Here is a 13,167-nt window from a genome sequence, read left to right on the forward strand (position 1 = left end):
ATTAATAAAAATTAATAAAAATTAATAAAAATTAATAAAAATAAATAAAAATAAATAAAAATTAATAAAAAAAGTAAAAATTAATAAAAAAGTAAAAATTAATAAAAAAAGTAAAAATGAAATAATAAAATTATTTCATCATTTTTTGAATGTCTTCACGGTAATATAAACCTATAACAAGTAGTATAAGAACCAATAATCCGCTAACTCCAGCAACCCTAAAGGTTTCCTCGTCAACAGACAAGGTTTTTACTGCAGTGTTGTCTGGATTTGAAGCGGAATCAGATCCACTGTCTCCAGAGGAGGACACTCCTCCACCAGCACTTGAACTGTCGGCACTTGATGCACCTACACTTCCAGCACTTGTTGAACTTGGAGATACTGATGTGGATGAACCTTCAGAAACTCCATAACCTGAGCCTCCATTTCCAGAACCGCCAGATCCAGAACCAGAACCGTTGGTACCATTAGCAGAACTTCCGCCTGAGGCAGGACTTGGATTTGTCGGTTCAAATGACTGTTTATACTTTTGAATATAATAATTGATGTCATCCAATGAGGAAAGCTCATAAGGACCCCAGTCCTGAAGTACTTTTTTAATGTCCCCTACACTTAAAGGAGGTTCAGAACCAGCGCTTTCTTGAGTTTCCAAGTATGCAAGCCCATTTCTAAAATTAACATTATACTTGTTACCATTTACGTCCAATGTAGCGTCAAAGTCAGGCAAGTCAGAAAATCCTGTACCTGACCTTCCATCAAGAACGGTAAATACATAGCTGTTTCCATTTTGACGGGTTTTAATCTTGAATGTATATTTCATCAAGATTCTTGTACATCTTATGAATGCAAAATTCTGACCAATATTTACATTAACCTTTCCAGGACTTCTCAAGTCAAAGTCATTGCTTGCAAAGAAATTGTTTTCCAATGCAAATGAACCTTTGGTTCCTTCATAATCCTCATCAAACAATACGCCATGGGCCAAGTTTCCAGTAACAACATTGTTTTTTAAACTGAAATCCTTTACTGTTCCAGATACAATGACTCCATCACGATTATTGCTTATTGTATTGTTATAGATTGTAACATTAGTTGTTGAACTTGATAAATAAACTCCAGAATCCCAATTCTTGATTAAGTTTCCTCTAATCAACAAATTAGCCACATTTTTTCCTACATTAATTGCTTTAGATCCCCAAAGATTAATAAGACCTTCAAATCTGTTATTAAGAATATTAATTCCAGCTTTCTCCTTACAATCTTCCATGTCAATGGCAGTGCAAGTTGTTACATCCGGAGTGAAATTGTTTTTAGAAATGCTTATTCCACCGGATTTGCTTAAATGGATTGCAGTGACAAAACTTAGGAATTGATTGTTTTGAATCTTGGAACTTGAAACATTATTAAACACTATGGCAGTCCGTTTTGTAGAGATCTTATTATTTGAAACAATAATGTTTGAAGCACGGGCGGCTTCTACAAAGGACCCTGCAGCGTTAATGACAAAGCCAGAAATATTGGTTCCAGACCCTCCCTTGTTTATAGTGAATACAGGTACATTGAATGTTACGTTAATGACTGTACCGGATTTACTTATAATATTTAGCGGTTTATTGATTGTTAAACATAAATTTTTATAGAAGGAACCTGTAAACTCAATTGTGCTTCCAGCCGCTGCATTGCTAATAATTTTTTGAATAAGACTATTACTGGAATTATAATAACTTGCATCTTTAATAATAATTTTTTGAGGAGCGCTAGTAGTAGAAACTTTTGTAGAATTTGTTTTATTTGAAACGTTTTGATTATTATAATCAGAACCATTGGATTCATTGGAATCAGTTAAATCAGAATCAGAAATCTTAGATTCATCAGAACCAGTTAAATCAGACCCATCGGAACTATTTAAATCAGAAACAGAACTATCAGATTCCTCTGAAGCAAGATTGTCAGAACTTGAAATTTCCAAATCGGAATCATTTAAATCAGAATCTGAACTGGACAATTTGGAACTTGCCAAATTAACAGCAAGATTATCAGAATATGAAACATCTGAACCGCTTGCGGATAAATCAGCATCTACATCAGAACTTGCAACTACAGATCCAATACCTGTGAAGAATATTATTAACATGACGATTAATAATATCTTCCTGCTAATCATTTCACCTCCCTAATAAATTACTGAAAATACAAGGAATATAATCAGCAATAAAGTCGACCATAAGAATACATAAATTAAAATAACCTCATAATTCATGAGAATATTTGAAATAATAAATTTTTAAACTTCTAAGATAAATTTCAATTACAAATTCAATCAAGAATAAGAAATAAAAAGATTTCCAACTTTTTATTAATATGCGAATTATAAAGTTATAGTGAACTCTAATATATTATTTTAAATATAAATAAGTTTCTAAATTTTAGCTGTCCTAAAAATCCTCTTTTCAAATTTGAACATTAAAAAATTATTTTCCAATTTATGAATTCGAAAAATACTTTATTTCAAATGGAATATAATATTCATAAATTTTTTAATGAAAAACACGAAAACAAAACCCCTACAAATGGAAAAATAAAAATTTTTTAAAAAAGCATATAAATTATCCAAACTTAAAATAAAAAGAATATAAAAAAAATTAAGGATAATTATATATTACATTTCGACAATAATTATTATCAATTAATAATAACTTAAGAAAACCAAACTTACTTAAAAATCAATTTATTTTCTTAAAAATGAAGATTTTAAAATCAAATCATTTATTAAGTAAAATTTCAATTAATAGATTTAAAATTTACTTGTTAATTATTAATTTAGGAGGAAAAATGAAAAATAAAAAAATTATATTATCATCCCTACTTCTCTTATTGGTTTTAATTTCTATTTCTGCAGCTTCTGCAGCGGATTTAAGTGAAAACAATAATAACATTGTTCTGGAAGAGGGAAACAATATTGCATTGGATGATGATACACTAAACACAAAAGCAAATGAAAATATATTGAAGGACGAAGATTCAAGCGTCAGCACAATAGTTCCTGAAACAGATGATGGGGAAGGATTGAAAAAGGCAATTTTAAGTGCTAAAAACGGAGATATAATCTCCCTTAAGGAAAACACCACCTATGACATAGGCAAAACCAAAATCAATGTTACAATACGTAACCTAACAATCCATGGAAATGGAGCCATTATAAACGTAGACGGTGAAGGTCAAAACGGATCAGGTTCAGTCTTTGACCTTCTTGAAAGGCAGATAAGCATTGACGGAATAATCTTCAACAATACAAACGGTGCAAAAAGCTATGGTGAGGACATTCAAGGTTATGCAATAAACATCAAGGGAATAAACGAGACCATAAACAACTGCAGTTTCCTAAACTTCAGGGCGGGAATAGGTGCAGATGGCGGTGCACAATACTCAACAATCAGCAACTGTTATTTCAACGGTTCTGCAATCAAGGTAACAAATACAGGACATCAGGAAAGCGGAACAAAGGCAATCAACATATTAGGCTCCCACCACATCAGAATTGAAAACAACACCTTTGTCGGCCAGATATTGGATGGGGTTTCAATGGCAACAGGTTCTGGAAACAATATGATAATAAACAACACATTCATAGAAAACTGTTATGCAATCTACTTTGGAGGAGCATCCACCAAATCAACAGTCATAGCAAACAACACATTCATAAGATGTGGATGGTGTAAGGACAAGAATGGAGATTACCTCTTTAAAAATCTCCCTGTAATCAGTACCCAAAAGTCTGCAGACGGATTTGTAGTTGATTCCAACATATTCTATGCAACAAATGAAAGCATTATAATCACTTCAGAATCTGGAAATACAGCGCATGGATACCCTAGTGAAATAGGAAACATAACAATCACAAACAACACAATTCTCATGGCAGAGGGCCATGTTCCAAATGGCGTTGAATTCGTATATATTTACAGCAATAATGGAGAGTTGACTCCATATGCAGACATTACAATTACCCACAACACAATAGACAGTGGAATAAAGGCTGTAACAGTATGGTATGCAGATTGGGGAATAAAGGACAGCAATTACATTGTAATCCCTAAGGCAAATCTGGTTAAAACCAGCCTAAAAATAGCTGATATTGCAACATTCTATGGAAAGATCCGCATTAGCCTTGAAGATGTTAACGGCGAGGGAATTTCAAATGCAAAAATTTCCTATATGATAAACAATGGAGACGTTAAGACAATCCTGACAGACAGCGATGGAAGCGCAATCATCTATGTTGACGAGGACGGAATAGTGGACTTTGTCTATGAAGGTGATGGCAACTATGATGAAAGCTTTGCATCAATCAACTTTTCAAACACTGCAAATGCTAAAAAGGCAAGTTATATCCTTGCGGAAAATGCAAATTTAACCGCCCCTACACTCCCTGCAGCAAGAACAGGAGAATACTTCAGCTACAAGATAACAGATGAAAATGGAAATCCATTAATCAACAAGAATCTTAAAATAGGATTTAATGGACATGTCTATAATGCCACAAGCGATGAAAACGGTGAGGCAAGAACCCAAATAAACCTTAAGGCTGGAGGATATACCTTTGCAGTATGTTTCCTTGGAGATGATGACTATGAACCTTCATTTGAAGCGGCAAAGGTAACTGTCATTAAACAGACAGGAAGCCTTACAGTTGCAAGCAAGTCATATAAGGCAAGCGCAAAGACAAAGACCTTGACTGCAACTTTCAAGGATGCAAAGGGAAACCTTGTATCCGGAAAAAGCCTGAGCTTTACTGTAAATGGAAAAACATACACAGCAAAAACCAATAAAAATGGAATTGCAAGTGTCAATGTAAGTTTATCAGCAAAGAAAACCTATTCATTTACAGTCAAATTTGCAGGAGACGAGATTTTTAATGGAATGACTAAAACTGGAAAAGTGACTATCAAATAGAGCTTAATGTCAGAACTGTTTAAAATGGATTTAAAATATATAAATCAATAAATATTTAGAAAAAGAAAGATTTGCTTTTCTTTTTCTTTTAACTTTTCTTTTTCTAAATTATACACCTTATTAACACTTAACTTTCTCTTTAAACCTCCTTTATCTAAATTATACACCTTATTAACACTCAACTTTCTCTTTAAACCTAATTTTTCTAAGTTATACCTTATTAACACTCAACTTTCTCTTTAAACCTAATTTTTCTAAGTTATACACCTTATTATCACTTAACTTTCTCTTTAAACCTTATTTTTCTAAGTCATACACCTTATTATCACTTAACTTTCTCTTTTAACCTTTCTTTTTCTAAAATAAATTAAAATTAATACCCATTTGATTAAAAAAAAATAAAATAAAATAAATATTATAAGACTATTTTTATAAAAAAAACTAATTTAATAATTTAAAAAAAGAAATTAATTTTAAAAAATCTTCTCAAAATGTAATCACATTCATAAAAATAATAAAAAAACTCTTTTTTTAATAAAAAAATAATAATTTTTAATAAAAAAATAATAATTTTTAATAAAAAAATAATAAATTTTAATAAAAAAAGTAATAAAAAACTAAACGAAAAGTATTATAATGCACCTAATAAAATAAAAATTAGACTATTTTAAATAACAATTCTTTCTTAAAAACTAAAAATACAATTTTTAAAAAAATTATAACAAAAATAAGAAAATAAGAAAATAAAAATGAAAAAAATAAGATTTTTGAACAATTCTAATTAAAAGACAAACTATATATTACATATCGTCAATATATATAAAATACTAACATTAATTAAAATTAAATATTATTAATTAAAGATAATTTTAATTTAAAAAAAATGTTTTTGCATTTTTTTAAAGTTAGTGTTAAATTGAAATATTAAAAAAATATTTTAATTTTAATTTAAAATATTTTAAATTAAAAACTTTTTTAAAAATAAAACTATGGAGAATATCATATGAATAAAAAGATTATATTATCCATCTTTTTAGTTTTATTAGTTGCTATATCTATTTCTGCAGTATCTGCTGCAGATGATGCTAATGCTACAGATGACTCAAGTAATGAAACTGTAGTTGCTGAACCTAAAACCATTGAAGTAACAGGTGAAACAGCAGCAGACATTCAATCAGCAATTGATGAAGCTAATGATGGAGATACCATTTCATTAAAAGAAAATGGAGTTTATGATGTAAATGCTACCAAGTTCAACCTTACCAAACAAGTTACCGTTAAAGGTAACAACGCTACCCTCAATGTAGATGGTGCAGGTCAAGGCGGAGCAGATGCTACTTTCATTGCAAACAAAGCTGGAACTGGATTTGAATGCATTACATTCATCAATACAAACGGACCAAAAACTTATGGAGAAAAAATTAGTGGAGTAGCAATTCAATTAGCTATCGAAAACGGTACCGTAGACAACTGTAATTTCATTGACTTCAGCAGTGGAGTTTATGGAAGAGGTGCAGCTTTCTGTACTATTACAAATTCCTACTTCAACGGATCTTCCACCTCAGTAACTAACGGTGGAGCAAAAGAATCCGGTACTAAAGCAGTCAACCTTATGGGATCTCACGACATTACCGTAACCGGCTGTACTTTTGAAGGTCAAGTTCTTGACGGTATATCCATTGCAAGTAACTCTGGAAATAACATCATGACTGACAACACTTTCATTAACAACTGTTACGCAATCTACTTCGGTGGAGCTTCCACCCAAGGATGTATCATTGCAAACAACAGTTTCATTAACTGTGGTTACTGTGAAGATGCTGAAGGTAACGTAATATTCAAAGACTTACCAGTACTCAGTACTCAAAAAGCAGCAAACGGATACCAAATTCTTGAAAACACCTTTGTTGCAAGAGAAGGATCTGTTCTTCTCAAAGCAGAATCCGGTAACACCGCTCACGGATACCCAAGTAAAATTGGTGACATTAACATTACCAATAACGTAATTACCGTAGCTGAAGGTGCAGATGCAGATTCCATTACCTTTGTTGCTCTCTTAAGTAACTCCGGTGCATTAAGCCCATACGCACCTATCGCTATTGTAAACAACACTATCGATTCCGGTGTAACTCCTGTAAGTGTATGGTATGCTGACTGGGATGCTACAATAAAAGACAACGAAACCAACGCAACCACCAACATTGGTGTAATCATTGCTGCAGCAGACCCTGCTGCAACCGCTATCAGTGTTGTATCTGTTGCTACCGCTGATCAAAAAATCGTCATTGAATTAGCAGATGTAAATAAAGACCTCTTAGCAGGAAAAGTTATTGCTGCTACTTTAAATGATGAAGAATTAGGTAATTTCACCACTGATGAAAACGGTCAAGTAACCATCGACGCAACTGCAGATGGTGTTTACGCTTTCGCATTTGCAGGTGAAGACACTCTTGGTGCATCTGAAGCTTCCATTACTTTCACAAGTACTGCATCAGCTAAAAAAGTAAGTGTAGTTGTAGCTGAAAGCACTAACATTACCGCACCTACTGTACCTGCTGAAAGAACTGGTGAATACTACACCTACCAATTAACTGATGAAGAAGGTAATCCTTTAGTAGAAAAAGAACTCAAGATCGGATTTAACGGACACGTTTACAACGCAACCACCGATGAAAACGGTCAAGCTAAAACCCAAATCAACTTAGTTGCTGGTGGATACACCTTTGCAGTATGTTTCTTAGGTGACGATGAATTCGAACCTTCCTTCGAAGCTGCAAAAGTAACTGTTGTAAAACAAACCGGTTCCTTAACCGCTCCTACCAAATCTTTCAAAGCTAGTGCAAGCAAAACCTTAACCACTACCTTTAAAGATGACAAAGGAAACCTTGTTGCTAACAAGAAAGTAACCTTTACCGTAAACGGTAAAACCTACACCGCAAAAACCAATGCTAAAGGTGTAGCTAGTGTAAAAGTAACTTTAACTACTAAGAAAACTTACTCTTACACCGTTAAATACGCTGGAGACAACATCTTCAACGCTATTACCAAAACCGGTAAAATTACTGTAAAATAGATAAATAGATTTTTTGAAAAGTAATTTTATTACTTTTCAATCCTTTTCTATTTATTTTTAAAAACAACTCTTTTTAACTAATTTAAAAAAAATAACTATTTTTAAACTCTTTTTAATAAAAATTTAAACCCTATATAACTAATTTAAAAAAAAAACAACTATTTTTAAACTCATTTTAATAAAAATTTAAACCCTTTATAACTAATTAAAAAAAAATAACTAAATTAAAACTCTTTTTAATAAAAATTTAAACTCTTTTTTAAATAATTTTAATAAATTTAAAAAAATAAGCAATTATAAACACTTTTTAACTGAATTAATTTAATTTGAAAAAACTAATTCTAAACTCTTAATTGAAACTTAAACTCTTTTTTAAAAGGATTTTTTTAAAAAACTATCTAAAAAAATATATTTTTCTAAAAAAATAAAAATTAAAAAGTAGTAAAAAGTGTATAAAATAATAATACTTTTTTTCAAAAAGACTATAATATATTAAAAAAGAATATATTAACCTAATTCAAAATATTATATTATATTGAAATGAAAGCTTTGACATAATGTAAAGTTAATAATTTAAATTATAAGAAATCATGAAATTGATTTCAATTAATCAAAATAATAAAATTAATTTATAGGACATAAAAAAGGGAGATAAAATGAAGAATAAAAAGATTATATTAATTTCATTGCTCTTTATTTTAGCTATAATCAGTATAGGTTCAGTTGTAGCTGCAGACAATGATGAAATTAATATTATTGATGAAGATTCATCAATTATTACAGATGATATTGTCAGTACAGATATCACAAATGATTTAGAAAGTAATGATACAAATAATATAAATTCCAATAATTTAGAAAGTGCAGACACTAATCTAAATTCCAATGATTTAGAAAGTGCAGACACTAATAATCCAAATTCCAATGATTTGGAAAATAATAATTTAGAAATAGCAAAGGATTTAAAAACCAATAAAAATTCCTTAAAGTCAAATAAGGTCTCTTCAACAATCACTGTAGACGGAAGTGCATACAACCAGATGTCCACTCCAAGCATTCAAAATGCCATAGACAGTGCAAGTGCTGGAGATACAATCATAATTACAGGAACAAGTTATGTTCACTGCCACTTCATCGTAGACAAGCAATTAACAATTATTAGTGAAGTTGGAACAGTAATGACACCTTGTCCATCAAATACAAGAGGCTCAGGATCTCACGGACTATTCTACTTCAGCCCAGATGCCAGCGGATCTGTCCTTATGGGATTCACATTAAACAATGACTTAGGGGATGAGGACGACTATGGAGCATTTATAAGAGGGGCTGAGAATGTCCAAATCATCAATTGTACCGCAAGTGTAAGTGATGGGGACGCAGTCAGAATAGAAAATGCTAAAAACATTGCGGTGACAAATTCCACATTGACCAATTCAAATATAGGAGTCAGAATCATATGCTCTGAAAAAACCACAATCAAAGAGAATAACATTAGCTATAACAAGCTTACAGGAGTTCTTGTTGGCGATGGGAATCTCAACACAACAATCATGGACAACAACATCACATACAACAAGGCAACAGGAATCAACATGAGTTCCGGAGACTATGTCTATGTCTTAAGCAACATGATTGCATTCAATCAAAACCCAAGTACAAGCAGCGGTTCTGGAGTTTATGTAAACTCAAACATAACAAAAATCGAAATAAAGGGAAACTACATAAGGCAAAATGGACAATATGGTGTCCTTAACGACTACCGTGCAAGAAACATGGATGCAAGCAAGGGTGCAGAAAAATTAGAAACAATAGAAAACAACTATTTCATGGGCCACACTGAAAGACTGGCATACCATATACAATACAGCAGCTATAACGGCGGACCATTTATCTACGATGCAGATAATGACTTATATATCTTTGTAGGAGAAGGAAAGGGTAACTGGGACATTGGAAAAACCGTTGTTTACCTTGGATACACCTACTATATAGATGAAACCATTTGTGGAGCCACCCTTTACAAGGCACCTAATACAGCTTGGGGAAGTGACAACTACAAGTTAAAGCTAAGTGAGATTACAGAGGATGACAAGGGAGTCTATTCAGTCTCAATCCTAGACAACAATGGCAAGATTGCAAGTGATTTAAGCTCAATCTATGTGACATTCTACCTCAACAAGAACAATTCAAATGCCACTCCTCAAGATGGTGACGTATACAGAACAGTATTGATGAAAAACGGAACTGCAACTGCAGATTTCCGTGATGAGGACTTCCTAGAAACTGGAAACACAATAATTGCAAGTTTCCCAGGTATGTTTGAACTTTATACAATCAATCCCTATGTTAAATTCAATGTTCCGGATGAGGACATTCCAGGAACCTACAGCGACACAGAAATGATTGTATCAGATACCATCCTTGTTCCATCCTCAGGAGATAAGCTCCTTGCAAAACTTGTGGACAAACGCGGAAATCCTGTTGTTAACAGAACAGTCACATTCAAGATTGATGGACTAAGCAAAAGCTATACAAAAACAACAGACGAAAACGGAACAGCATTCATTACAATCAATCTGGCAAAGCAAAAAACATACAAATACACAGTGAGCTTTGATGGTGATGAAAACTACAACAAGAGTATGGCCACTGCAAATCTGATTATCGCAAAGCAAAGTCCTCAGATTATAAGCTCAAACATGGCTCTTTTACCTGCTTCAGGGGAAAGGTTCATTATCACATTAAAGGATCTTAACAATAAGCCAATTGCCAATAAGACTGTCAAATTTACAATCTCATCAAAAACCTATACAAAAACAACAGACGAAAAGGGAACAGCATTCCTCACAATCAATCTTGTCAAAGAGAAAAGTTATGCAATGACAATCCAATCCCCTGCAACAAGCCAATATAAGTCTGTCACAAAATCAAATGTGGTCATAATCAAGACAGGAGCAAATCAAACCAAGATTTCCGCTTCAGACATGAGCCTAAAGCCAAGGGCAGGTGAAAAATTCATTGCAATCCTTAGCGACAAAAATGGAAATCCGCTTGCAAACAAGACAGTGACATTTACAGTCTCATCAAAGACCTATACAAAAACAACAGACGAAAACGGGACAGCATTCCTCACAATCAATCTGGTTAGGGAAAAAACTTATTCCCTCACAACAAAGTTCTATGGGGATGAGATCTACAGCTCTGCAAGTCTTGTCTCAAAAATAAAAATCGGAAAGGAAAGCTATAATCTTGAAACTTATGACAGAACATACATTTCAAGAGCAGGACAACTGTTTACTGCAAAATTGACCAATTCCAAAGGAGAAGCTATAAGCGGTGCCAAAATAAGCTTTACAGTTTCCTCAAAAACCTATAACAAGACTACTGATGATGAGGGAATTGCCACATTGACAATCAATTTGGTAAGAAAGACAAGCTATAAAATCAGCAGCAAATTTGCAGGTGACAGCAGCTCTCTTGCAATAAGCAAGTCCAATACAATCAGGATTACTGATGAGATTGAAAAATCCTATGTTGACAAGAATCTTGGAAATGCTGAAATTCAGAGAATCATTGATGAGGCAAAGGAAAACTATGACGTTGAATTCCTTGGAGCTTCCTACGACGACATAAATCTGACAGTAAACAAGAGCCTTGCAATCTATACAAATTCAAACTCCACACTGAATGGAAAGGATGGGGCAAGCGTATTTACAATAAACAATCTTGATTTGGCAAGCATATCATTCTTCAACATTAATCCAAACTCCGCTACAGCTGAAGGAAATGGAATAGTCATCAATAATTCCAAAGAGGTGGCAATCAACAAAAACACCATTAAAAACAGCTTGGATTCAAGTAAAATGGATGACTACAATAATGGAAGTACAATCCTGCCGGGATATGGAATCTGGATAATAAACAGTGAAAATACGCTTATAGACGAAAACAGCATCAGTTCATTTGAAAGCGGAATCTACTTTGAAGACTCAGACAGTACAGTAATGAGATCAAATACAATAAGTGAAAACAATTATGGTATCAAATCAGGATTTGGAAATGAAAACACTGAAATCATTGGCAATACAATAATTGACAATATCGGATGGTATACAGAAGAGGTTCCTGAAGGACCAAGAGGATATGGTATTTTCCTCAACAATTCTGCAGTAAACATAAGCATAAATGAAAACAATGTAAGCAACAACTACATAGGCATTTCAATTGATGCAAACAACAGTACTGGAATCATTATCACAAGCAATCTGATTGCAGACAATTCATTGGAGGGAATCAGATTCAATGAAGGATATGACTTGGCTTTAAATGTAGTTGAACCTATTGTTACAGACAATGCAATCTATAGAAATGCAGAAGGTCCAAGCCTAATGATTTTAGGTGAAATGAGTGCAAATCCAAATGGCATCTATGGTGCTGGAGAATGGAATGACAGCCTCAAGCTTTCAATTGGTCCAAATTGGTATGGAGTAAACAATCTTAGAACCTGGGACAATGCAACTGGAATTGTAGGAGTTGGAACAATGTGTCCAAGAATCAAAACCACTACAATCCAATTTACAAGCCTTGAGTCAGAAAGTCCTGGAAGCTATAAGATAAACTTCTACAAGAATGGAGAATTGGCAAAATCACTTGCAAAATTCGACATTTACGCTACAATCAATAGGGGAACAGAAAGTCAGGAAGAAGTTCATTTCTGGATTGAAAATGGAACAGGAAGCTTTAGTTTCAACAAGGAAAACTACATAGGAGGCAATAACAAAATTGAAATTTCAGTCGGATCTTTGATTCATGTTATTGACAGATTATATTCAGTAGTTTACACTTATGAAGTTCCTGAAAGTGAAATTCCGGCTTAAACAAATAATAAACAACAACAAACAAATCAACAACAAACAAATCAACAACAAACAAATTAACAACAAACAAATAAAAAAAACAACAAACCAAAAAACAAAAAAAACAAAAAATAAATAAAATAAAAAAAAACATTATTCTTTAAAATGAGATTCATATGAATTTCATTTTAATTTCCCTTTTTTTAATTATTAAAAATTTATTTTTTTAGTATAGTTTCGGACATAAAAATTTTTAGTTATTTGTTATAAATTTTTTTATCCAAT

At 32.6% G+C, this 13,167-nt stretch carries 4 protein-coding genes; 3 read left to right on the forward strand and 1 reads right to left on the reverse strand.

Translation table 11 applies throughout. The features are described from left to right. Positions 1–130: 130 nt before the first annotated feature. Complete coding sequence (locus Q0138_RS07025) at positions 131–2,164, reverse strand: NosD domain-containing protein (protein WP_297982575.1); 2,034 nt, start codon at positions 2,162–2,164, stop codon at positions 131–133. A gap of 668 nt (positions 2,165–2,832) precedes the next feature. Between Q0138_RS07025 and Q0138_RS07030 the strand changes: the two genes are divergently transcribed. From Q0138_RS07030 to Q0138_RS07040, 3 genes are all read left to right on the forward strand, one after another. Beyond that, complete coding sequence (locus tag Q0138_RS07030; protein WP_297982578.1) at positions 2,833–4,953, forward strand: Ig-like domain-containing protein; 2,121 nt, start codon at positions 2,833–2,835, stop codon at positions 4,951–4,953. 1,003 nt (positions 4,954–5,956) lie between these two features. After that, positions 5,957–8,026, forward strand: a complete 2,070-nt coding sequence (locus tag Q0138_RS07035; RefSeq protein ID WP_297982580.1) for a right-handed parallel beta-helix repeat-containing protein — start codon at positions 5,957–5,959, stop codon at positions 8,024–8,026. A gap of 656 nt (positions 8,027–8,682) precedes the next feature. Beyond that, positions 8,683–12,903, forward strand: coding sequence for a right-handed parallel beta-helix repeat-containing protein (locus tag Q0138_RS07040; RefSeq protein ID WP_297982583.1), 4,221 nt, complete (start codon positions 8,683–8,685; stop codon positions 12,901–12,903). Positions 12,904–13,167: the final 264 nt, after the last annotated feature.

Origin of the sequence: uncultured Methanobrevibacter sp. (assembly GCF_937906425.1) — an archaeon.
Classification (GTDB): Archaea; Methanobacteriota; Methanobacteria; order Methanobacteriales; family Methanobacteriaceae; genus Methanobrevibacter.

Coding starts and splice junctions, on each gene's coding strand:
- Q0138_RS07025 (WP_297982575.1), bottom strand. CDS start 2,164: ATGATTAGCAGGAAGATATTATTAATCGTCATGTTAATAATATTCTTC.
- Q0138_RS07030 (WP_297982578.1), top strand. CDS start 2,833: ATGAAAAATAAAAAAATTATATTATCATCCCTACTTCTCTTATTGGTT.
- Q0138_RS07035 (WP_297982580.1), top strand. CDS start 5,957: ATGAATAAAAAGATTATATTATCCATCTTTTTAGTTTTATTAGTTGCT.
- Q0138_RS07040 (WP_297982583.1), top strand. CDS start 8,683: ATGAAGAATAAAAAGATTATATTAATTTCATTGCTCTTTATTTTAGCT.